Source organism: Pseudomonas sp. F1_0610 (genome assembly GCF_047470865.1).
In the GTDB taxonomy this organism is placed as follows: Bacteria; Pseudomonadota; Gammaproteobacteria; order Pseudomonadales; family Pseudomonadaceae; genus JAZDRH01.
Genome location: NZ_JAZDRH010000006.1, coordinates 99,158 through 122,244 on the forward strand (window position 1 = coordinate 99,158; position 23,087 = coordinate 122,244).

Below are 23,087 nucleotides of genomic sequence, written 5' to 3' on the forward strand. Positions count from 1 at the left end.
AGAACTCGTAGCGAATCACCAAGCATTAATAATGGGGTTGTCGCTGAACTACCTTTGTACGCCTCAAGTTTCTCTGAGAAATCACTATTAATTATTTCTCGCTCGCAACTAGAAGGCGATTTTTTAGCTTTTTGCATAACTCTCTCAGTTAAAACCATTTAGGTCGAATTTTACTCAGTTCTTCAAAGGGCATAACGCTCAAATAACCGGCTGCAAACCGGAGTGGATTTTTGGGCTACAGTGACGCGAAGCGGCAAGCCCCAAAAATCCGCGCAGCGTTTGATGTCCGTGTTAATTTTTTTGTTAGGTATTTGTGCCTCGTTAGCCAACGATTAACACCAACCGATCATGCTCTTTAAGTGGAGATGACTTGTGCTCGCGCTCTGTAAGAACAGTCAAATCAAAATCAATTGACAGCTTTAAACCCAACTCTAAGAACTCTTTAGACAAATCCGAATGGAGTTTACCTAAGTTTGATGCGTCATTTTTAACTACGAGCAACAAGTCACAATCATTAGCGTGGCCACTTCGAAAAAATGAGCCAAAACCATAAACGCTAAGCAGATTGCTGTTTTTTGTATGGATAGATTGGATTTCCGTCATCATCTCTTTGGTGATACAACCAAAACTCATTTTTCCACAAAGCTCCTGTTAACTCGCTTGAGTTGAAGAGGCCAATACTGTTGGATAGACAAAGCTGTTTTGCCTCTCTCGTATATCCGTTCCAATTGCCTCCTACAGATATAAAATTGACCTCTGGAAATTCGTTCAGAACTCGGTGAACCATGGCTTCCCCTAGCGTATATTCGTCAAGGCATATTAATGTAATTGAACTGCCATCTTTTCTGTCGAATTTCATAATTATATCGTCATGACGTGAATAACGAATGACATTACCATGAGATTTGATAGCCGATTCTAGCCACGCAATTCGACTGTAACTCACACCCCATGAGTTTGAACCATTAGACATTATGAGAACACCTCTGAAAACTCTGTAGGAAATAGCTGATAGGAATCCAACCTTTGATATACGTGCTTCTCATATGACTCTACGTGCACGCGAAACTTTTCGATAGCTCTGATAGTAAGCATATCCTCGATAAGATCTTCGTTTGCGTCGATAAGGTTTAATATTTTTCTATTGTTAGGCAATATTTTGTCGATTCTCCGCAACTCCCATACCAAGTATGCATTAGAACTTGGGTCTGATTGAGCGGCTTCGCTCATTGGACCTAGTGCATCAAATGTAGCCTTGTTATTGGCAAGTAGTCGTGCAACCGCGATGTGTAACTTAGTAAAGCTATCAAACCTTGGTGCCTTTCCAGCACTATTTATTTCTGCTTCATGGTTTCGCTTCCATTCATGGAGCATTTCAACTGAATATGTTCCCTCTGGGGCTTTATCTATGTGGGTATGGTGTGTCGGGCAGAGCAAAATCAAATTGTTGTATGTATCAGCTCCACCCTCGGGAGTGCCTCTAGCAGCAGTGGGTTTGCTACCAATAACGTGAGCCATTTCTCCTACTACGTAGTTACCCGATGCCACTAGAGCAGTTAAATCTTCATCACAACCTGGTTTCGAGCATCTTCCTCCCGCTCTCCCCCAAAGAATTTTTATATCGACTGTTCCAATTGCCATTTAGATTACTCTCCGAGTCGTAATGAAAATACCTAACGCCGCATTCAGCGGATTGTCCGCTGCAATGCTTTGTTATGCAATTTATTGTATGAAATGATAAAAGTAAATTTTGAATAAGGAATATTGTTTAACCTAGTATTTGTTTCTTCAACCTCTACTGAAAGGTCAATATTATGTAGCTCACAGATCAGTTTCGCAAAATAGAGCCCATAGCCGCCCCCACTTGTATCAACGAGTTCAGCATTATTCCCCCTAAATCGCTTGTCGAATATTCTTACTTTTTCTTTGTTTTTTAGGCTAGGCCCCATCGACTCGACTTTTATATCGAAAGAATTACTGTACTCGTCAAAAAACACATCAATAGTTTGGTTGGTAGGAGAATATTTAATAGCGTTCTCTAATATTACATGAGGTACGAAATCGAATATTGGAAACATATCTATATTTGTATGAAGTCGCCCTCTAAAGGGGGAAATTCTAACCCCAGCGTCTCTTGCATATATCTCCAAGCAATGCGAAGCTTTTTGAAATTTCTGAAACACTGATGCTTGGAACGGTGTAGATGCAGTAATGATTTTTGGGTTGCTTTCAAAATCGTATATATTAAGACGGTTTGTAATTGAAGAGCTTGATGCAAATACTGTTTTCATTAGCTTTTCATAATCTAAACTAGATGTGTCTTTAGCGGTCAGATACTCTTCAGAGCTCCGCTTAATGATCAAATTATATTTTCTGACCTCATGCAGACAGAAGTCTACAAGATCCTTATCAAATTCTGCTTGAACTTCACTTTCGAAAAGTTCGCGCTCGATTGACTTCGAATTTGCTACGCTTTCCAAAATAACATTCGGAGGTATTGCTGGAAGAAAGGCGTTAGAGTTTTTTATTTTGTTTTTAGTATAGTGCCCAGATATTCTCACCCCAGAATATATGTTTTCACCAGAATTATATGAAGAAAGTCCAGCAGGGCATTCATGAAATCCCTTTAAAGTTTTTATCCTTTCATAGTGTTTTTTACACGTTTTCTTCTTTTGTTTAGAACATACATCGGGAACGCTTGAAAAGCAGCCGCCCTCCAACTGTTCTGATTCCTCATTCCACACTGGTATTGCTGATATTTTGCTCATGCTCCGAACACCATTTTAAACAAAATACTAGCAATGAAGCTGGAAATGACAGCTCTAATATCACCCTCCAAGCCTTTAACAGTAGATTCTTTCGCAAACTTATCTTTATCGCCTTTTAATACCGCCTCAATAAATTCTTGCTCTAGCTGAAAAACAACTTTAATTGGAACTTCTTTTTCAAGAAGAAAATTTCTCATCCGCTTCCATTGCTCAATGGGAGAAACCACTTTATTAATTGTTTGATCAAGCAAAGATACCCATGCATCTGAATCTACATCTTTAGTTAATGTGAAGTCTGCTAAGGAGAAAAACTTATTGTATGTTGCGTCGAATTGTTGGCCTGTATAGGCAACCACAACTTTTTCGGGGTAATGACTCTTGATTTCTTCAATAATATGTCCCCCTTCATATTTCGATCCAAACTTCTTGCCGACGCCTTTGATATCACAAATAACCACGGGGTAATCACTAACGGCTTTAATATCCTCAATATCGTTCAAAACTCGAATATTAAAATTGTGATTTCTAATAATTTGTTCATATTCAAGCCCCTGATCATCAATACACAAAATTGAAACCGAAGACCTTTCCACTTTTCTTGATTGAACGACTGTTTTTAGCTCAGTCAACTGTCTTGTTTTTCCAATTATAAACATACGTTTCCTTTAGAACTGTGGGGACTCTTGCATAACGCCGCGCTCACCGGAAAATTTGGAGCGCAGCGGAAAATTTGTCCGAGTGCAGCGCATTGTTATGCAATTTACTGCGCTTGAGGAAATAGCATTGGGGTGGGCTGCGATTCAAGAGTACCATTAAGTAGTTTTTCAAAGATAAGCAACCATTTCTCCGCCTCAGAATATTCCATTTGGACAAATATTTGTGGTTTGGAAACATCATCGAGGTCTATGTATAGACCAGATTCAGCATGTGCTTTGGCTTTGGCTTTGAGATTTTTGTTTAACATGTCGTTCTGGGTCATAGCATCTGTCCTGCCAACACTGTCCCACGTACTGTATCCTGGTGCGTAGGACTTATAGTTCCGTATTTTTTCGCTATTAAATACAAATGGCTCTTTAAATTTGAATTTTTGATCTGCACTTATAACTGATACTTCCTTGTTTTTCGCATCTACTGCGATTGCACCGTATTCACCCGTATTGTAATAATCTGCATTTTTCAACTTCCCTGTAACAGCGCCACTCATATACTGATACGCAGCATTAATATTATTTATTCGCTTAGATGAAACCATGTAATTGAAAACCAAGGGGGAGCCCACAAGCCCAACCCAGAAAACCACCCAGTTTTCCAGCCAGATGCCAAGAGCAGCACCAGCAATAAATCCTACAAATATCCAAATAGGCATCATTGCTGCAAAATTCACAAAATGGATTTGACGGGCTACTTTTCCTTCAATCTTTTTCATGGTTTCTCCTTAGTACTATTATTTGGCATAACATTTTATTAGTAAGCATGCTCGTTTTGTCACCCGCTGATGCTTACCGTTAATTAATATAATCACTTGTATTAAATAGACTTTCTTTAAAAATATAAGACACTCTGTTATTACAAATCGTGCATGCCGTCTATCCTGCTTGCACGATGCACATTATCTCACCCAAAGAACTCATAACACTTTAATTTATTTAGCATTAAATTAAAACTCTACCGGTAAACAAGCATCTCTAGGCGTAAAAAACAGGCACTTTTTTAAATCCCAGCTAGAATAGGCTGTATAGGCAGACAGTTGCAAGACAAGGAGCGTTTTATGTCTAACAGTCCATTTTTAAATTCTATACGCACGGATATGCGGCAAAAAGGTTATGCGCTGAAAACTGAAAAAACTTACCTGCACTGGATTAAGCGTTTTATTCTGTTTCACAAAAAACGTCATCCTCAGACCATGGGCAGTGAAGAGGTCAGGCTGTTTTTATCCAGCTTAGCAAACAGCAGACATGTAGCCATAAACACGCAGAAAATCGCTTTAAATGCCCTAGCTTTTTTGTACAACAGGTTTTTACAACAGCCGTTGGGCGATATTGATTATATACCTGCAAGCAAACCTAGACGGCTACCCTCTGTTATCTCTGCAAATGAAGTGCAACGCATTTTGCAGGTTATGGATACTCGCAACCAAGTAATTTTTGCGCTGCTGTATGGTGCAGGTTTGCGCATTAATGAATGCTTGCGTTTGCGGGTTAAAGATTTTGATTTTGATAATGGCTGCATCACTGTGCATGACGGTAAGGGTGGGAAAAGCAGAAACAGCCTACTGCCCACGCGCCTAATCCCAGCAATAAAACAACTCATTGAGCAAGCGCGGCTTATTCAGCAAGACGACAACTTACAAGGCGTAGGGCCATCGCTGCCTTTTGCTTTAGATCGCAAATACCCTTCTGCTTATCGACAAGCGGCGTGGATGTTTGTCTTTCCCTCCAGCACGCTCTGCAACCACCCGTATAACGGCAAATTATGCCGCCATCATCTGCATGACTCCGTTGCGCGAAAGGCATTGAAGGCAGCCGTACAAAAAGCAGGCATCGTTAGCAAGCGTGTCACTTGTCATACATTTCGTCACTCGTTTGCTACGCATCTATTACAAGCGGGGCGTGATATTCGCACTGTGCAAGAACTCTTAGGGCATACCGATGTTAAGACCACGCAAATCTATACGCATGTGTTGGGTCAGCATTTTGCCGGCACCACCAGTCCTGCGGATGGACTGATGCTACTTATCAATCAGTAAAAGTAGATAAATATCTTTATGTAGCCCTGAGTAGCCCCTGATACTTTTTATGGTGAAAAAGATAAAAATCATAGAGGGGATAAATATGAGCCAGTTCTACCATTGTTCAGATAAGTTTAAGCAAGATACTGTTAATCACAGTGACCATTCATGGTCATTACACTTCCTCCAGCTGCCAGACAATGCCTAACATAAAAACGCAAAAGCCCAAAAGTCAGAGCTTAGGTGTTCTAGGCGTTTTCTAAGCGCTGAAGAAATACGTCTTACCGTAGATTGCGTGCGTTTCTGAAGCACATTTTCCTCATACATGGCTTTATCCCAGGCAGCTTCATCAAGCTCTTGGAGTAACAAGCCAGTAATAATGCGACACTTTCGGGTTTGTAGCGAGCCGCTGGTGAGATCGGAGTTATAGCGGAAAGGGGTCATTTGTAATTATTTGTGGGTGGAGGAGGCTGCTTTCCAAACATTAGCACATCGTAATGCTTGTTACTGTATATTAATTTATGCTCTTAGCGCATGTTAATGGGCTATTACAATGCATAATGTCTACATCAAGATAACTGTGGCTTAACACCTGTACAAGCGAAAAAAATCAATCACCTGTCCGGAAATACGGGATCACTGTAAAGTGTTGGTGAGGCAGTCTAGGAGGGGGATTTAATTTGGGATACTGATGAAAGGATTATGATCAGTTGGATATAGGATCGTACTAAGCTGAGCGGCAGGTTAGCTAGATTAGTTAACCAGATAAGTGAAATCTAGTTCCAAACTATTTTGTCATTTTTAATTTTCGCATTAGCTTGCGACGCTACACCCAGTTCCCATCTATTTTGTCACTCTCCCCTAAATAATCCTTAAAAACCCCATTTTCACCCCTCCCAGTTCCCAACTATTTTGTCCGCCCACATTTTCTTGTGGCATGACAATAAAGTTAGTAACTGAACAATAAAGTTGGTAACTTGACAATATAATTGGTAACTTGCTCTATACATTTAATGCTCAAAATTGAGGTGTGGAGCATGACAAGCAGCACACTTGACTCACGTTCTTTGAAATGGATAAAACAAGGGCGTGGAGCTGGCTCCGGTAAAGACTATCAACCTTGGCTAACGGTCAGAGATTTACCCTCTTCTGGCCGCTCCCATCGCATCTGGGGATTTCAAACGCAGCGTACCCACCACCTGCTTTCAGATTTAGAGTTAGCAGCTTTCTTTTTGTTTGACTGGAACCCATTCGCTACCGATATACGTGAGCAATATCCTCTCAGGTTAGAAGACACCCTTGAGCTTGCAGAACAAGCAGGTATTCGCCACCCCGCGCTTAAAGGGCAAGTGCAGATTATGTCTAGTGACTTTCTCATTGATACGAATATGTTGCGCCAACCAAGAATAGCTATACAAGTTAAAACATCAGCTGAACTATACAACCCCAGAACGATAGAGAAGCTAGAGCTTGAGCGACGGTATTGGGCTAAGAAAAATATCCCATGGTATTTACTAACAGAGCAACAAATACCCAAGATAGTCATACAAAATATTGCTTGGCTTTATCCCGCGCAGGTTGCCCTCGATGAACTTGAAAGCACATTAGCTATGGCGGCATTCTATTTAAATTTTTTCCTGCAGAATCCAACCCTACAGATTTCACAAGCAGCAATGATCCTTGACCAAGCATACTCACTGGCACCCGGCGAATCACTACAAAAAATTCGCTCGCTATTAGCTTTACGAGTTTTCTTATTTGATATTACCAAGCACTGGTCATCTTTATGCGTTAGTGAGCTGCAAGCCTCATCCGACATACATTCATTGAGGGAGCGCTATGCTGCGAATCAATGATGTTGTCATGTATGCAGATATTCGCTATCGAATTCTTGTCGTCTCCGATACTCAATATACTTGGATAGATATTGACTCTGATAAAGCTTTTCCAGAGCAAATACCTTTATCAGAAGTTGACACAGAAATATTATCTGAAACCTTAAGAAGAGTTGAGGACCCTTTTTTGTATCTTGCGGCACAATTACCAGAACAGGGTTCAGCTGCGCAGAAAGTCCGTGATAAGCGCCTTGCTGCCATTGAGACACTAATAAATCATCCTAATATTTATTATAGATCGGGTAGAGGCGCCTTAATACAGCAAGCTGTTGAAGCATCCGGCTCCGCTAAAAAGACTTTGTACTCATACCTGCGCCAGTACTGGCAACGTGGCTGTACACCAAACGCTCTTTTACCTGACTACAATAATTCAGGTGCTCGTGGCACAAAGCGTGCAGCGTCAGATAAAAAACTAGGCCGTCCAAGAAGTATAGCCCCTGGAACGGGAGCAATTATTGATAGCAGCATTGAGCGCATGTTCCGTATTGTGCTGGATCGTTATTATTTAACAGAGAAAAGCCATTCTCTGCCTTATGCACATCGCCGCTTTGAAGATATGTTTGAAGTCGCAAACCCTGATGAGCTCAAAGAGAACTTCCCAACAATCAGACAATTACGCCATTTTTATGAGCGCGAATATATCCGGCCAGATCGTATTCGCCTGAGAGCAAATAAGATCAATTACCATAAGGATATCAAGCCACTGCAGGGTACAGCGACAGCTGGTGTTCATGGCCCAGGTGCACGATACGAAATTGATGCCACCATTGCAGATATTTATCTTCTATCGGCTGATCGAAAAAGCATTATCGGTCGCCCAACGTTATACGCTGTTGTTGATGTCTACAGTAGGCTAATTGCTGGTTTCTATGTCGGCCTTGAGAACCCTTCGTACGTTACAGCCATGTTAGCTCTAGTTAATGCGATGACTGACAAAGTACAGTTGTGTCAATCATACGGTTATAATATTGAGCCAGAAGATTGGCCTTCGATAGGTATCCCTGATGCCATTTTAGCAGACAGGGGAGAGCTACTCGGGTATCAAATTGAATCTCTTGAGCAAGCATTTGGCGTGAGAATTGAAAACACGCCTCCTTATCGAGGCGATGCTAAAGGTATTGTTGAGCGCAGTTTTAAAACCCTACAAGCTGATTTTAAACCTTTTGCACCGGGTGTGGTGACTGGAGATATCGTAAGGAAACGTGGCGGAAAAGATTACCGCTTAGATGCAACTCTTACGCTACATGAGTTCACTAAAATCATTATTGGCTCCATTCTTCAGCGCAACCAACACTCTGTTTTAGTTAAATATGATCGTGACCCAGAGATGCCCGACACGCTGGCACCTATTCCGATTAATATTTGGCGCTGGGGTATTCAGAATCGCAGTGGCCGTCTACGAAACACCTCTGCAGCTGCACTGAAAATCGCCTTGCTTCCTCGCCAGAAAGTGACCCTATCAGATTATGGTATCCAATGTTTTGGTGCTTATTATACCTGCAGGGAGTTAGTCGAGACGGGCTGGCTCCATAGAACACGGCAGCAGCGTCCAAGCTCTTTTATAGCAGCTTACGACCCAGCAGTGGCTGATGTGATTTATGTTTTCCCTGATAAGGGCCAGCCAGATTATTGGGAATGTTTGTTAACAGATCGCTCCAGAGAGTTCAGAGGCAAGTCCATGTGGGAGATGTGGGCAAGCAAACAACAGCAGAAAAAAGCAATAGCTACTGCCAAACTGTCTGAACAAGAAAATAAGAGAGCGCTAGAAAATATAATTGATAAAACAATCAGGGCCGCAGAAAAGCTGCGTCCTGCCTATTTTGGTGACTCGAAAACTGAAACGTTGGCTGGGATTAAGAAAAGCAGATTGGAGGCTCGCAATGCTGAACGGCAGCAACGCCGACCCGACTCTAAAACTACTGATTCAAAACCAAAAGCCGACGTCAGATACTTACATAATCCGCCTGAAGACGCTGCTTATCCTAATTTTCTTGATGAGTTATTTGGAGATGATGAATGACTCTACCAAAAGGCATGCTTCAAGCCATATATCATCAGACTGGAGTCAGCCAGTATGACGGAAACCCTCTTATTGAAGCACTACCACCGATACTCGATCGGACTCAGTTAAGAGATGGGCTCTCAGGCAAAGTTACATTTCGTCCGAACGATATCTATCTTGATGTTCAGACTCGTATTCACGTCATTTCTCAGTTGTTAGATAGCTTTTTTCAACCGTTATCGCGCCATATAGAGTTAGAATCAAAGCTATCTGTTTTGCTTCGCCAAGGTTATGTCGGTAGAAACTTAGCTAATGGCGATTTAAATACCCATATCCAAAACGGTTACGAACGTGTCATGCAAGGTGACCTGGGTGTTTTCCGCTTTGAGCATGTCGAATCAACTGCTAAAAGCATGGCATTTATTGGCTGCTCAGGCTCTGGTAAGACAAGCTCATTAAATCGTATTCTAGCAACTTACCCACAACTGCTTTATCACGAAAAATACAATTTCACGCAAATTGTATTTCTTAAAATTGATTGCCCGCATGACGGTTCTCTAAAGAGCCTATGTCATAACTTTTTCAGAGAAATTGACGCAATACTGGGCACTAACTATGTACGCCGCTACGTTGAAAAACGCCACGGTGTAGAAACTTTGATTGCAATGATGGCACATACTGCAAACACTCATGCGATTGGCCTTCTTGTGATAGATGAAATTCAGCACCTGAGTGTCAAGCGCTCGGGTGGCTCAGAGCGCATGCTTAATTTCTTTGTAACTCTTGTTAACGAAATATCAGTCCCAGTTGTAATGGTAGGCACACCAAAAGCTAAGCCTGTTTTTGAACTGGACTTACGCTCAGCGCGCCGGGGTGCTGGATATGGCTCCATTTTGTGGGAGCCATTAAGTAAACCCTTGCCAGAGCAAAATGTATCACGCTCAGAATGGGGGGCTTTCACCAATCAACTTTGGAAGTATCAGTGGCTAACTAAAGCAGCGCCTGTGATTTCTGATGAGCTTAGAGAAACTTGGTACGATCTTTCCCAAGGGATAATGGATGTTGTTATCAAGCTATTTGTTCTCTCTCAAATCAGAGCGGTCGTAACTAAGATCGAGCGCATTACTCCAGAACTCATGAAAAGAGTATACGAAGATGAGCTCAAACCGATTCACCCGATGATAGATGCTCTGAGATCAGGAGATATTATTAAAATCGCGCGTTACTCAGACCTGACGATCCCTGACGTTGATCGTAAAATATTGGAATTAAGTAACTTATTACATTCGCATCAGGAAAGTATTGATGTAGTGGCTAAATATCGTGGCAATGAACAAGCCATCCGTCTGCACAATATGCTGGTTGATATGGGTTACGCATCGGATTTACTAGAACCGCTGATCAATAGAGCTTTTGAGGACCACCCGCAAATGCACATGAAGGATCTTATGCCATTGATCCTGTCCTGGTATCAAAATACTGATACAGTAAAATCGAAGCTAACAACTCCAACTCCAAAAGCACAAAGTATCAAGAAAACAGACTGGCACACGTTAGAGTCTGATGACCTGAGATTCCTGCACTCTCAAGCCGCCAATGATGTGGATATTCAAAAATCACTACAACAAGCAGGCTTATTGTTCGATACTGAGCAGTGGGTAAACTCTTTCAGGTAAGTGGCATGCTGAATTTCCCAGTCCCTTACGCTGAAGAGTTGCTGTACAGCACAATCGCAAGAGCTGGTGTTCGGCAGGGGCTAATCAGCCCTAAACAATTACTGGATGAGGTATTTGGATCGCGTACTGTTATGGCAACGATTGACTTGCCCAGTAATATCGAAAAAGTTGCACGCTGGCTACCCAGCACACTCACTCCAGAAGCACTGATTTACAGCCATACATTATTCCCGCTCTATGCCCCATTTGTTCCTGAAGGTCGCCGTAGACAGTGTATGCAATGGCTAATTGGCTCTCAAGGAGCGTCCCAGCTTGCTTTAGGTGTTGCCGCATCACGAGTCCAAACACCTCGTTTTGTCCGCTACTGCCCAGGCTGCTTAATCGAACAACGTAACCAATATGGTGAGTATTTTTGGCTCAGAGAATGGCAAGCAGAAGGAATCGATGCATGCCCTAAGCATGGCGTATTAATTAATACACGTATTGCTAGGCCGCTTATTGAACGTCACCATTTTATTGCCGCATCTCCAGAGCATTGCTCTCTGACTAAACAGCGCGCTGGCAGCCAAGCGTCACTATGGGTCAATCATCAGGTACGACAACTACTGCAGTCTCCTGCTCAAACTTCGCCAAGCTTTGAACAGTGGTCAATGTACTATCGCAACCTCGCCAGCAAACTCAATTTAACGTACAGAAAAACACAAATAAATCATCAAGTAGTAAAAGACAAAGTCTTGCAAGCTTGGCCAGTGAAATGGCTCAGCAGTCATCAGCTTTTGCCACAAGGTTCAAGTACAAAAGAGTCTGACTGGCTCAGGTGTATCTTTCGTAAGCACCGAAAAAGCTTCAACTATCTTGAACACATTGTTGTGCACCAAGCTTTACTTGGAAATAACTGGCAAATTACTGAAGCCATTAAAGAAGCCAGTCAATACCCAACAAATAGTAATAAACAACAACTTGTTCAGGTTAAAACGCCAGTACACATCAATCTGACACTTGATCAAGAAGACTGGCTTAATTTATTAGTATTACACTCACCCAAGCAAGCTCGGCAAAACTCTAAAGCCCTATACGCTAGGCTGTATCGTCAGCACCGTGAGTGGCTGCTGGATACCAACTACCAATATGCAGCTCCTAAAGCAAAGCCTACCAGTCGACGTGTGGACTGGGACAAACGGGACAGAGAGTATTTGCATGCTTTGCGACAGCTAACAGTTTTCTTGCAATCTAATCCGCAAGGGCCTCGACGTTCTAAAGCCTGCTTTTTCAAACTATTGGGCAACGCTTCGACCGTTGAGAAAAATATTAGCCGAATGCCTTTATCCAATTCATTCCTGGCAGATCACGTGGAAAGCGTCGCACAGTACCAAATTCGACGCTTACAAAATGCCCACAATGACCTACTAACCCTATTTGATATGCCGCCACGATGGCGACTGCTGAGAAATGCTACCCTCAGTGATGAGCGGTTAACAGAACAGGCTAGAGTTTATTTAGATATATTGATGAGTACACAGCATGAAGTTCAAAGGTCTAAAAGACGATAGCAGAATCAAAGGAATTGGGTCTGTATTCCGCCGCCATGGGGGCTCAGATTGGAATATTAATGTTAAATTAACTCCTCATCAGCAGAAGCAATACTTCGGTTTTTCGCAAGTACCAATATTGGCAAGGCGTCGAGTACTCAATGCAACCAAGGCATTACCACAAGCAGGGTTTACGGGAAGTGTAACCATAGCGAGCACTCGCTTTTGGGAAGTAGAGCAGATCAAGGCATGTCCTATACCAGCTGTAAACCGCGCGTGCGATGCTAAACAATGGTGCTTTGTATTTGACTTCAATGGAGTCCGATACTTCTTGCCGCAAATTGAGCTGGCTCGTGTACTGTTTTTGCATACGGCCTACCTTGCCCGTCTATCGCTAATCCACAATGGCCTATCCCAAGAATTCGATGTCCAGCAGGAAAGTGAACTAAATAAAGTCTGGATTAATATATTACCAACCTCTAGCTTGCCCCTAAAGGCACGAAGTGATGACGCACTCAGACAACGGCTCGCCTGGCTTTTATTAGACGAGGATGCACGGCATTCATTTGAGAGTATTGCTACTTATCAGCTCAAGAATGGTTATGACAGTGATAAATATAGACTATGGGATTTTCAGTTTGACCCGCCAGCGTTAGCAGGAGCAGAGCTAGCACTACGCGGTCATTATGAGCCAGATTTGAATGCATTCTTTGTTTACGAAATAGATGGCATCTCTAAACTGCCTTCTAGCTGCCCTGCACACGTAGATATTGTTGACCCCAGATATGCTACTGGACAGCCAGGACAAGGGCGCTCAGGGAAAGCCAGACCCCATACAGGGGCAGAGCCAGCGATTGATGACGATGAAAAGCCAAACACTGACCTTGAAGAGGTACTGATTGATGCACCTGCAGTGATACTTGAGTTTGCGCAGTCATTTAAAACATCACGTATCAGTGCAGGAAAAACCCGAACTGGAGGCTCTGTAACAGAAGAAGAACAAACAGATCCACTTGAAAAAAACAGCCTAGAAGTAAGTACGGATGAATCAAGTATTCACGGGATTCTATCGCCTGCCGACTACAGCACAACTGGCGAAAAAAATGATAACGCCGATATTTATACTGACAAATTTAAAGCGTTTGATGCGATGGTTCAGCAGTTAGTAAATACATCTGATTGCGTTCATACATATCATGAAATTCGTAAGCTTCCGGCCATCTACGGCTATTCTAAAAACCTACGTAGAGACGGAAGTCCACGTTACCTTGCATGGCACCTGATTAAGAAAGGTAATCAGTTTTACTCTCTAGTCGAGGTTGATACGACTGACAAACCAAGCAGCTTATCAACCCTGCTGATAAAGCATAAAAACGTATCATTGAACTCGCAGCAATATGTTGGAGAACTGGAAATACAGTTAATTAAGAACTCGCTGGTGTGGCCAACCTATTTTCTGACGCGAACACTTGAGAATAATTACAAACGCATCTCACACCCCAAGTCACTCCCTGAAAACCAAGGATTACTGAATCAAGAGTCAATTAAAAAATGGGCAGAGCGTGTGAGTTTAGAAGTGATCCGTTAATTAAACTAGACTTGCACAATGGTGATGGACCTTCACTCACGCTATATTGTTGGCTGGTCACTGGATATGAGCATGACAGAGCAACTAATTACCGATGCCCTGGGCATGGTCTATGGCCGCCGGAATGCGAGGAAAGGGCTGATTGTGCATTCGGATCGTGATGTTCATTATCGGCCGATACGTTACCATAATTACCTACATTCAAGAGGTCGTGTGCCGATTCTTAAATACAGATTATCCGTCGTATTCAACAAGGCCGTGGTCAAGGGCCTGATAAAGACTATGTTTCTTGGTTGACCGTGCAAGAGGTGCCGTCATTAGGTCTTTTTCATCATATTTATTCCTAGAATACGGGTAGAACCCCTCACTTACCCTCAGTCCTGAAACTTGCTGTTTTTCTTACTCTTTAGTGTTAGCTGCTCAGCGCCAAAACACTGAGCAGTAGCTGTTAAAGTTTTGCACAGGCTGAATCTTGCGACTCAAGTCACTTTAAAGCGCTCTCCGTTGCGCTAGATCAAATTGAAGATATCTAGGGAAGCAAATGCTGTATCTCATCCGTATTAGCAACCTTGCCTTCAATAACAATCTCACCATCAATCGCCAGTGCGGGTGTGCGCATAATACCAGCATCAATGATGGCGTTAGTGTCGGTGATTTTCTCGATTTCGTATTTAACTCCTTTCGCATTTGCAGCCTCTTCCGCATTTGCTGTTAGCTGTTTACATTTAGCACAGCCGCTACCATAGATAGTAAATTTCATTATGTATTCTCACTTACGACATAAGAGCACTAGGTGGAATTACCACCAGTTGCCATAAACAAACCCCGTTGCGGTGGCCATTACCACCACCAGAGCACAATAAACCAGTGTTTTTTCGGTACCCAATATGGTTCGAATTACTAGCATGTTAGGTAACGAAAGCGCGGGGCCAGCTAATAACAAAGCCAATGCTGGCCCTTTGCCCATTCCTGCCCCCATTAGCGCATCAACGATAGGGACTTCGGTCAGTGTTGAAAAGTACATTAACGCGCCCAATACTGATGCAGTTATTGTTGAAGACAATGTATTCCCACCAACAACCATGGAGACCCACTCAGAAGGAATAATCCCTTCATGGCCAGGTCGACCCAGTGCGAAACCAGCAATAAATACCCCGCCTAAAAGTAAAGGTAAAATTTGTTTAGCAAAATCCCAGCTTTGCGCTGACCATTCACGGTCCTGTTCACGCAAGGCTGCTATAAGCATTAAGCCTGCAATACCTAGGGCAAAAGGTAGCTCAGGGGCCGTTGGTACCAGAAGAGCTGAAATAACGACCACTATTGCCAGTATAAATAACTGTTTAGGCGGCCATTGCCAGCGCCTGATTAACAGCCCAGCAAAAGCTGCTGAAAGCACGGCTGTGATCTGCCATTTCCATGCATAAATCTGCATCCAAACAGGGCTATCAGCTGCTGCCCAGTTAGCAAAAACCAAGACGCCAACCATTAATACAAAGAAAGGCACAATTGAACTCATCGGCTTTCCAGTGTTGCCACCACCAAAGCCGCGACTGTTTTTTACTGATCGCTGTGCCTCTTCCTTGCGATAAATGAAATGCATAATTATGCCTATCACCAGAGCAAATAGGATGGCACCCACAGCACGTGCAATACCCATTTCCGCACCCAGCACTTTAGCTGTAATGACAACCGCCATTATATTGATAGCTGGCCCCGAGTAGAGAAAGGCTATTGCTGCACCTAAGCCCGCACCACGCTTGTAGATACCACCAAACAAAGGCAAAACGGTACAAGAACAAACTGCCAGCAAAGTTCCTGATACGGATGCAACACTAAAGGCCAAAGGTTTTGAGGCCGCTGGTCCTAAATAACGCATAACTGCATCTTGGCTAATGTATGCCGACATGGCACCTGCAATGAGAAATGCTGGCAGTAAACACAGAATTACATGCTCTTGAGCATACCAATGAGTTAAACGTACCCCTTCCAAAACAGCATTGTCAAAACGCGCTGTGCCGGCAGGAATAAAGTAGATAAGAAGAAAAGTTGCCACCATAAAAAGCAGTAGGTTGGCCTCACGAGAACTACTGTCGTAGAGCCTACGTAATTGCTTGATCACTTAATGCATACTCCTAATAAGGTACAGGGTAAACTACTCTCAATATGTAGACGAATGAGTTCACAAAAGGATGCAAAAAAATACTTTACCGAGGTACGTGACAGCAAACACGTCCCTTTTCATCAAATCTAACCTGACAATTTTTCACTATTTCTATTCGCAGACGTTGCCGAGCTCGCAGCAAACGAGACTTAACTGCACTAAGCGTTAATCCTTGTGTCTGCGCATACACCTCTTGGCGCAAGCCCTGTAAGTCACACTGCTCGATGACACTACGGTCGTTATCTGACAGATTTTCAAGGTTACGCAGTATGCACGCCTCTAACTCAAGGAGTGGAGGCTTATCATCAATCTCTAGTGCTATTTCTGGATCTAAATCAATAAAGGATTTTGCAGTGCGATAACGATCAATAAGAGCGTTTCGCATAACGCTAAATAACCACGCCCTTGGATTCTTAACCCCACAGAATGACTGACCTTGAGTAATAAGCTTTAAAAATAATTCCTGAAGTAAATCATCAGCCTCATAGGGGTCTGCTATTTTTTTTAATAAAAAAACCCTCAACTCTTGCTCATGCCTATCCCAAGCACTCAAAACGCAATAAGGTGTCATTTCAGGGTGCATTTCGTTGTGCAGGATTTTGTTTGAAGGCTTCCGGACGTTGCTCACCCTCTTTACTCGCATGGTGGCGCTTGGCAGCAATTGCCCACCAGTGCAACTGGCTAAATGCTCTCTGGTAATAGCCTGCCCATTTTTCAGGGTTGACTTCACTGCTAAAATCTCCGTTTTCGTTTAGCACTTCTTGCGCCTTAGGAATATGGATCATTGCTGAAACAGGAAGACAGCCAAGCTCTGATAAAAAAGTGCGCATATTGACAGCGGCTCTTGCTCCACCCCATTGACCTGCGGAGTACGTCACAATCATTGAAGGCTTATAAGAAAATAATGAGCTACCAAAGTGGTTCAATAGATTGGCTAGCGCAGGACTCATTGAGTGGTTGTACTCGGGACTGACCATCACATAACCATCTGCCTTCTCAATTTTTTCAGCCAATATTTGTAGTGATGATGGAACGTCTGTGTTTGTGTAGGAAAAATGCGGCTTAAAGATAGGTCCTAACTCAAAATCAAGAGGGTCAATTACTTCAACTTGAAGCGCTGTCAGTTGACGCTCAATATGTTGCTTACATGATAAAGCCACACGTTTACCAAGACAGGCTGGGGCTGGCGGTGTGCTTTGTCGAACGCTTCCTAAAAAAACAAGTATGTTCATCTGATTGAACCTTAAACTATGGGACTGGGCTGGTACGTGTGCCGTCTATATTGAGTATTTGCTCACCATCTTCTTTGTAGTAAGGGCCCTTTGGCCAGCTCTCAAGCAAATCGAGCACCACTTCGCTGGGTCGACAAAGCTTTACACCTTGAGGGCTGCAAACAATCGGGCGATTGACCAATATGGGATGCTGTATCATCGCCTCAAGAATCTCCTGATCAGAGACATTATCGGCCAGCAATCCCAGCTCGGCGGCAGGTGATTTAGTGGTTCGTAGTGCTTGTTTAGGGGTTAAATTGGCGGCCGCAAATAACCCAAGTAACTGCGCGCCTGTCCAGCCGTCTTTTAGGTACTCAATGACTATCGGTGAGTAACCAGCGTCCTGGATAATTTTAAGTGCATTACGTGAAGTGCCGCATTCGGGATTATGATAAATAACCAGCATAATGTGTCCTTTAAGAGGATTGCTCTGCTACGGCAGAAGCTGGGAAATGGTGACGCGTTTTATTGGCAAAACGCACCAGCGCGAGCATTAAAGGAACCTCAACTAACACCCCAACGACAGTGGCTAATGCCGCTCCAGATTGCAGACCAAATAGAGCAATAGCAACCGCCACCGCTAACTCAAAAAAGTTACTGGCCGCAATCATACCGGCAGGCGCTGCGATTGCGTGGGGCACACGCCATGCTTTGGCCCAACCGTAAGCAATAGCAAACACTAATACTGTTTGGAGAATCAGCGGGATTGCAATCAGTACAATATGCAATGGATTCGCAATAATGACATCGCCTTGAAATGCAAATAACAGCACCAAAGTGACTATCAATCCAACCGGTGTAATCGAAGCAACACGCTTCAGGAACACATCGTTAAACCACGCCAGGCCTCGGCGCTTGATAACATTATTTCGCACCCAATAACCGGCAGCTAGGGGTATGACGATATACAGCAGCACCGACAGCAACACTGTGTCCCAAGGCACCTGGATATTAGAAATGCCAAGCAGTAAAACCACGATAGGGGCAAAGGCGACTAGCATAATCAAGTCATTCACGGCGACCTGCACCAAGGTATAAGCGGCATCACCTCGGGTGAGATAGCTCCACACAAACACCATCGCCGTACACGGAGCTGCCCCTAATAAGATCGCACCAGCTAAGTATTCGCTGGCTATGGCCGCAGGTAGCAATGGTTCAAAAACCACCATAAAGAAAAACCAAGCGACTGCGAACATCGTAAAAGGTTTGATCAGCCAGTTTACGCTCGTGGTAATCACCAATCCTTTGGGTTGCTTACCTACATTTTTAATCGAGCTAAAGTCGACTTGCAGCATCATTGGAAAAATCATTGCCCAAATCAGTACAGCCACCGGTATGGATACTTGAGCATACTCAAAGCGCGATAAAGCTTGAGGAATAACTGGCGCAAACTGCCCTATCAAAACACCCGCGATAATGGCTAAAGCCACCCAAAGGGTAAGGTAGCGTTCAAATAATCCCATGCCCTCAGAGGTGCTTGGAGCATTTTCTGATTTAACTGTTGTCATCAAACTGTCCTTAAATTGAGCGTTGATTGACGCGCTGACTGAGTTCTTCTGCACTCTCTACACGTTCTGAATAACGATCAGTCAGGTAAGGTGCATTGTTGCGCAATAGCAAAGTGAACTTCACCAACTCCTCCATAACATCAACAATGCGGTTGTAGTAAGGCGAGGGTTTCATACGATTATTTTCATCGAACTCAAGATAGGCTTTGGCAACCGAGGATTGATTTGGGATGGTAAACATCCGCATCCAGCGACCCAATACACGGAGCTGATTGACCACATTAAAAGATTGAGAACCGCCACACACCTGCATTACTGCTAAGGTTTTCCCTTGTGTGGGGCGCACAGCACCGAGGCTAAGTGGTATCCAGTCGATTTGGCTTTTGAAAATCCCTGTCATCGCACCATGTCGTTCAGGCGAGCACCAGACTTGACCTTCCGACCACACCATTAAATCACGTAATTCTTGCACCTTTGGATGCGACTCATCTGCAGTGTCAGGCTGCGGTAAACCTTCAGGATTAAAAATACGCACCTCGGCGCCCATGTGTTTGAGCAATCTTGCGCTTTCTTCAACAACCAAACGACTGAATGAACGCTGACGCAATGAGCCGTATAACAGTAAAATTCGTGGTGGGTGGTTAGAATCTAGCGTAGAAAACTGATCCTGACTGGGTAAGCTAATCTGCTCAGTAATAAGATTTTCTAACGGATTATTTGTCTGCATTGTTATTGCTCTCGTTATCGCAAGCACTGCTGCTATGAATACTGTCAAACAGAGCTATTGCGTCGGCAAATAGCTCTGGATTATTTTCAATTGAGGAAGTGATGACCTGGAATGCCCAGTTTGGCAAGTCAGCAGACAAGCGGTAATACACCCACTTTCCACGTCGCTCACTTTGCAAAATTCCACACTTGCGTAATTGCGCTAAATATTGCGACACCTTTGGTTGCTCTTGATTTAGTGCAACTTGGATCTCACACACACACGCCTCCCCCGCTCTTTGGATCAAGCCAAGGCAGGTGAGCCTATTAAGGTCTGAAAGGCATTTTAAGAACTGAATCAAATCCACTGAAATACCGCCGCTGGCTCAATACATTAAGAATTTAACATATTAAAATATTCGCATATGAAGAATGAAGTGTCAATAATAAAAGCGCCGACTACAAACCTATAACCCGTTCATCTGAGCTCTTCTTACTGACTCTTTAGTAAACATGAGCGGTTGACCGGCACGGGTATCGATGCGATCATTCCAAGCTGTTTTTTACTTAGCAGTGCATGAAGGCACACACTTTGCGAATTAGTCCACCCTAGCTTCCCTTCCTCTTAGTCATCCAATTTGCCGATGGCTGCACCAACTGCCAAAAAATGGCAGGCGCTTTTTTGCGCCAAAAATAACTCACTAAAACTCAGTAATGTCATTTAAATTGTCGTAGCTAGCACTGCACACTTTGCATCTTAGCGCGATAGATATTTGCGTTGCTGTTTGCTTATTACAAGGTTTAATCATGTTTGAAAAAATGAAACTCGAATGGCTCTCTAATATCCGCGGTGATTTACTTGCAGGTATTGTTGTCGCTCTAGCCTTAATTCCAGAGGCTATTGCGTTCTCAATCATTGCAGGCGTTGATCCAAAAGTTGGTTTGTATGCTTCGTTTTGTATTGCTGTAATTATCGCTATAGTCGGTGGGCGGCCTGGGATGATTTCTGGTGCTACCGGAGCCATGGCGTTGCTGATGGTGACCTTGGTGCGCGACCACGGACTTGAGTATCTACTTGCAGCTACTTTACTGACTGGGGTGATTCAAATTTTCGCGGGCTACCTCAAGCTTGGTAACTTAATGCGCTTTGTGTCGCGATCGGTGGTGACCGGGTTTGTAAACGCGCTCGCTATTCTTATTTTTATGGCGCAACTGCCTGAACTGACCAATGTGACTTGGCATGTTTACGCCATGACAGCCGCAGGCCTTGGGATTATTTACCTATTCCCATATCTCCCCGTGATTGGCAAGACTATTCCTTCACCGCTTATTTGTATTGTGCTGTTAACCACTGTCGCCATCGTGAGTGGACTTGATATACGCACCGTCGGCGATATGGGCCAATTACCGGACACCTTGCCAATATTTTTATGGCCCGAAGTGCCTTTAACATGGGAAACACTGCTAATCATCTTGCCATACTCCATTGGGTTGACAGTAGTAGGCTTACTGGAATCCATGATGACAGCAACGATTGTTGATGATTTAACAGATACCGACAGTGATAAAAACCGTGAGTGTAAAGGTCAAGGTATTGCCAATATTGGCGCAGGACTAATGGGCGGCATGGCAGGCTGCGCTATGATTGGGCAATCTATAATTAATATTAAATCAGGCGGTAAAGGGCGCTTATCTACCTTTTCTGCCGGAGTTTTTTTGTTAATTTTAATCGTTTTCTTAGGCGATTGGCTCAAGCTGATTCCTATGGCCGCCCTAGTCGCAGTTATGATAATGGTCTCTATAGGCACCTTCTCATGGAGCTCTGTTAAAGATCTTAAAAAACACCCTCTGTCTACAAACATTGTCATGATTGCCACCGTTATAGTGGTCGTTATCACTCATAACTTAGCTATAGGTGTGTTAGTGGGTGTGCTGCTAGCAACCTTGTTCTTTGCCAATAAAATCGGTCGTTTTATGGTAGTGAAACCGCAGCAAACAGAGAACAATGTACGGGTCTATCAAGTTACTGGTCAGGTTTTCTTTGCTTCATCCGATCAGTTTGCTTCTGCATTTGATTTTAAAGAAGCCGTGGACAAGGTCGTTATTGATCTCAGTCATGCGCATTTCTGGGATATTACTGCTGTATCGTCCTTGGACAAAGTGGTTATTAAGTTCAAACGCTTAGGGGCTGATGTAGAGATTATCGGCATGACAGCCGCTACTGCCACTATTGTTGATAGGTTTGGCGTACACAATGATCCCAAAGAAGTCGAAAAACTGATGGCAGGCCATTAAGGAGAAAATAATGAACAAAATTATAACGTGTATAGACGCCTCGATTTACGCCAATGATGTTTGCACGGCAGGCATCTGGGCAGCCAAAAAGCTGAGCAAACCACTCGTATTGGTTCATGCTATTGAAAAGAGAAATACGCCAACCGCTGATAACTTCAGTGGAGCTATCGGCTTGGGCGCACGCTCTTCTTTATTGGCAGAGTTAGCATCACTTGATGCACAACATAGCAAAGTAGCTATCAAGCTAGGCAAAGATCTATTAACTCAAGCACAACAATGCGCGGCAGAGCAAGGCTGCAAACAGATTGAGCAAGTGTTACGCCATGGCTCAATAACCGATGTAATAAGTGCTTTAGAAGCAGATGCACGACTGGTAGTTATTGGCCGTACCAGCAAGCATTTTAAAGCGCTTGGTTCCAATATCGAGCAAATAATTCGCCAAGTTCAAACACCCATTCTAATTCCTAATCAAGGCTTTACTAAACCTCAGAGCTTTATGTTGGCTTATGATGGCCGAGAAACCGCAGACAAAGCAGTGCGGCGCATCATTGATGGAGGACTGTTACACGGCATGGTTTGTCACTTAGTGACCGTTGAGAATAATAAAAAAGGCTTAAAAGAGAACTTTGAACGGGTAAGTAACCAATTAGCCGCCGCAGGTTTCACCGTTCATGCCAGTTTTTTAACCGGTAATATTTTCACGGCACTGATGGATTACAAGGCACAGAATGACGTTGACCTATTAGTGATGGGAGCTTTTTCCCACTCTAAGCTAGCCAGCATTTTCTTAGGCAGTAACACCCTAAGGATGCTAGAGCACACACAGTTACCTTTGGTTGTTCTACGGTAAGCCATTACTCTAGGATGTAGCAGTTTAGGCTTCTCATTTACTTTGGCGCGCAGCACTGGGATGCTGCCGCCGATTTTATACGCCGCTAAGTCTCTAAAAGACAAAATACAG

General features: G+C 43.5%; 23 protein-coding genes. 9 read left to right on the forward strand and 14 right to left on the reverse strand.

Going from position 1 to position 23,087, the window contains the following annotated elements; genetic code table 11:
• Window positions 1-556 precede the first annotated feature (556 nt).
• From VQ643_RS05370 to VQ643_RS05390, 5 genes are all read right to left on the reverse strand, one after another.
• Window positions 557-973, reverse strand: a complete 417-nt coding sequence (locus VQ643_RS05370; protein ID WP_414198267.1) for a hypothetical protein — start codon at window positions 971-973, stop codon at window positions 557-559.
• Window positions 973-1,641: an HNH endonuclease signature motif containing protein gene (locus VQ643_RS05375; RefSeq protein ID WP_414198268.1), complete on the reverse strand. Its 669-nt coding sequence runs from the start codon at window positions 1,639-1,641 to the stop codon at window positions 973-975. The genes VQ643_RS05370 and VQ643_RS05375 overlap by 1 nt, the downstream gene beginning before the upstream one ends.
• Window positions 1,642-1,685: 44 nt before the next feature.
• Window positions 1,686-2,768 (reverse strand): sensor histidine kinase, encoded by a 1,083-nt coding sequence (locus VQ643_RS05380; protein ID WP_414198269.1) that lies wholly within the window; start codon window positions 2,766-2,768, stop codon window positions 1,686-1,688.
• Complete coding sequence (locus VQ643_RS05385) at window positions 2,765-3,424, reverse strand: hypothetical protein (RefSeq protein ID WP_414198270.1); 660 nt, start codon at window positions 3,422-3,424, stop codon at window positions 2,765-2,767. The genes VQ643_RS05380 and VQ643_RS05385 overlap by 4 nt, the downstream gene beginning before the upstream one ends.
• Before the next feature lie 104 nt (window positions 3,425-3,528).
• Window positions 3,529-4,194: a hypothetical protein gene (locus VQ643_RS05390; protein ID WP_414198271.1), complete on the reverse strand. Its 666-nt coding sequence runs from the start codon at window positions 4,192-4,194 to the stop codon at window positions 3,529-3,531.
• A 342-nt stretch (window positions 4,195-4,536) separates the two neighbouring features.
• On the opposite strand from VQ643_RS05390, the gene intI2 reads away from it, so the two are divergent.
• Window positions 4,537-5,514: a class 2 integron integrase IntI2 gene (gene intI2, locus VQ643_RS05395; protein ID WP_063962748.1), complete on the forward strand. Its 978-nt coding sequence runs from the start codon at window positions 4,537-4,539 to the stop codon at window positions 5,512-5,514.
• 186 nt (window positions 5,515-5,700) lie between these two features.
• On the opposite strand, the gene VQ643_RS05400 is transcribed toward intI2, so the two are convergent.
• Window positions 5,701-5,940, reverse strand: coding sequence for a BrxA family protein (locus VQ643_RS05400; RefSeq protein WP_023994229.1), 240 nt, complete (start codon window positions 5,938-5,940; stop codon window positions 5,701-5,703).
• A gap of 593 nt (window positions 5,941-6,533) precedes the next feature.
• Between VQ643_RS05400 and VQ643_RS05405 the strand changes: the two genes are divergently transcribed.
• The 6 genes from VQ643_RS05405 to VQ643_RS05430 all read left to right on the forward strand — a co-directional run bounded on the left by VQ643_RS05405 (window position 6,534) and on the right by VQ643_RS05430 (window position 14,483).
• Window positions 6,534-7,352, forward strand: a complete 819-nt coding sequence (locus VQ643_RS05405; RefSeq protein WP_286594622.1) for a TnsA endonuclease N-terminal domain-containing protein — start codon at window positions 6,534-6,536, stop codon at window positions 7,350-7,352.
• Entirely contained in the window at window positions 7,336-9,411 is a 2,076-nt protein-coding gene (locus tag VQ643_RS05410) for a Mu transposase C-terminal domain-containing protein (protein ID WP_414198272.1), read from the forward strand. The genes VQ643_RS05405 and VQ643_RS05410 overlap by 17 nt, the downstream gene beginning before the upstream one ends.
• Window positions 9,408-11,069: an AAA family ATPase gene (locus VQ643_RS05415; RefSeq protein ID WP_414198273.1), complete on the forward strand. Its 1,662-nt coding sequence runs from the start codon at window positions 9,408-9,410 to the stop codon at window positions 11,067-11,069. The genes VQ643_RS05410 and VQ643_RS05415 overlap by 4 nt, the downstream gene beginning before the upstream one ends.
• Window positions 11,070-11,074: 5 nt before the next feature.
• The gene (locus VQ643_RS05420; protein ID WP_414198274.1) at window positions 11,075-12,619 is read left to right on the forward strand and encodes a TnsD family Tn7-like transposition protein; all 1,545 of its coding nucleotides are present in this window, start codon (window positions 11,075-11,077) and stop codon (window positions 12,617-12,619) included.
• A 118-nt stretch (window positions 12,620-12,737) separates the two neighbouring features.
• Window positions 12,738-14,186, forward strand: a complete 1,449-nt coding sequence (locus VQ643_RS05425) for a Tn7-like element transposition protein TnsE (RefSeq protein ID WP_414198275.1) — start codon at window positions 12,738-12,740, stop codon at window positions 14,184-14,186.
• Window positions 14,187-14,210: 24 nt separating this feature from the next.
• Window positions 14,211-14,483 (forward strand): hypothetical protein, encoded by a 273-nt coding sequence (locus tag VQ643_RS05430; RefSeq protein WP_414198289.1) that lies wholly within the window; start codon window positions 14,211-14,213, stop codon window positions 14,481-14,483.
• 232 nt (window positions 14,484-14,715) lie between these two features.
• Here the strand turns inward: VQ643_RS05430 and VQ643_RS05435 are convergent, their stop codons facing one another.
• The 8 genes from VQ643_RS05435 to VQ643_RS05470 form a co-directional block, all read right to left on the reverse strand.
• Window positions 14,716-14,946, reverse strand: a complete 231-nt coding sequence (locus VQ643_RS05435; RefSeq protein ID WP_414198276.1) for a thioredoxin family protein — start codon at window positions 14,944-14,946, stop codon at window positions 14,716-14,718.
• A gap of 39 nt (window positions 14,947-14,985) precedes the next feature.
• The gene (locus tag VQ643_RS05440; RefSeq protein WP_414198277.1) at window positions 14,986-16,305 is read right to left on the reverse strand and encodes a permease; all 1,320 of its coding nucleotides are present in this window, start codon (window positions 16,303-16,305) and stop codon (window positions 14,986-14,988) included.
• A gap of 85 nt (window positions 16,306-16,390) precedes the next feature.
• Window positions 16,391-16,918 (reverse strand): sigma-70 family RNA polymerase sigma factor, encoded by a 528-nt coding sequence (locus tag VQ643_RS05445; protein WP_414198278.1) that lies wholly within the window; start codon window positions 16,916-16,918, stop codon window positions 16,391-16,393.
• Between the two features lies 1 nt (window position 16,919).
• Entirely contained in the window at window positions 16,920-17,579 is a 660-nt protein-coding gene (locus VQ643_RS05450; RefSeq protein WP_414198279.1) for an NADPH-dependent FMN reductase, read from the reverse strand.
• A 16-nt stretch (window positions 17,580-17,595) separates the two neighbouring features.
• Window positions 17,596-18,024 carry an arsenate reductase (glutaredoxin) gene (arsC, locus tag VQ643_RS05455; protein ID WP_286594250.1) on the reverse strand — a complete coding sequence of 143 codons (429 nt, stop codon included), beginning with the start codon at window positions 18,022-18,024 and terminating at the stop codon, window positions 17,596-17,598.
• Between the two features lie 10 nt (window positions 18,025-18,034).
• Complete coding sequence (arsB, locus tag VQ643_RS05460; RefSeq protein WP_286594248.1) at window positions 18,035-19,126, reverse strand: ACR3 family arsenite efflux transporter; 1,092 nt, start codon at window positions 19,124-19,126, stop codon at window positions 18,035-18,037.
• 10 nt (window positions 19,127-19,136) lie between these two features.
• Window positions 19,137-19,823, reverse strand: a complete 687-nt coding sequence (arsH, locus tag VQ643_RS05465) for an arsenical resistance protein ArsH (RefSeq protein WP_414198290.1) — start codon at window positions 19,821-19,823, stop codon at window positions 19,137-19,139.
• A 16-nt stretch (window positions 19,824-19,839) separates the two neighbouring features.
• The gene (locus VQ643_RS05470) at window positions 19,840-20,199 is read right to left on the reverse strand and encodes a metalloregulator ArsR/SmtB family transcription factor (protein WP_286594245.1); all 360 of its coding nucleotides are present in this window, start codon (window positions 20,197-20,199) and stop codon (window positions 19,840-19,842) included.
• A gap of 439 nt (window positions 20,200-20,638) precedes the next feature.
• Between VQ643_RS05470 and VQ643_RS05475 the strand changes: the two genes are divergently transcribed.
• Window positions 20,639-22,126 carry a SulP family inorganic anion transporter gene (locus tag VQ643_RS05475; protein ID WP_414198280.1) on the forward strand — a complete coding sequence of 496 codons (1,488 nt, stop codon included), beginning with the start codon at window positions 20,639-20,641 and terminating at the stop codon, window positions 22,124-22,126.
• A 10-nt stretch (window positions 22,127-22,136) separates the two neighbouring features.
• A complete protein-coding gene (locus VQ643_RS05480) occupies window positions 22,137-22,976 on the forward strand; it encodes a universal stress protein (RefSeq protein ID WP_414198281.1) in 840 nt (279 codons plus the stop codon).
• The last annotated feature ends 111 nt before the right edge of the window (window positions 22,977-23,087 follow it).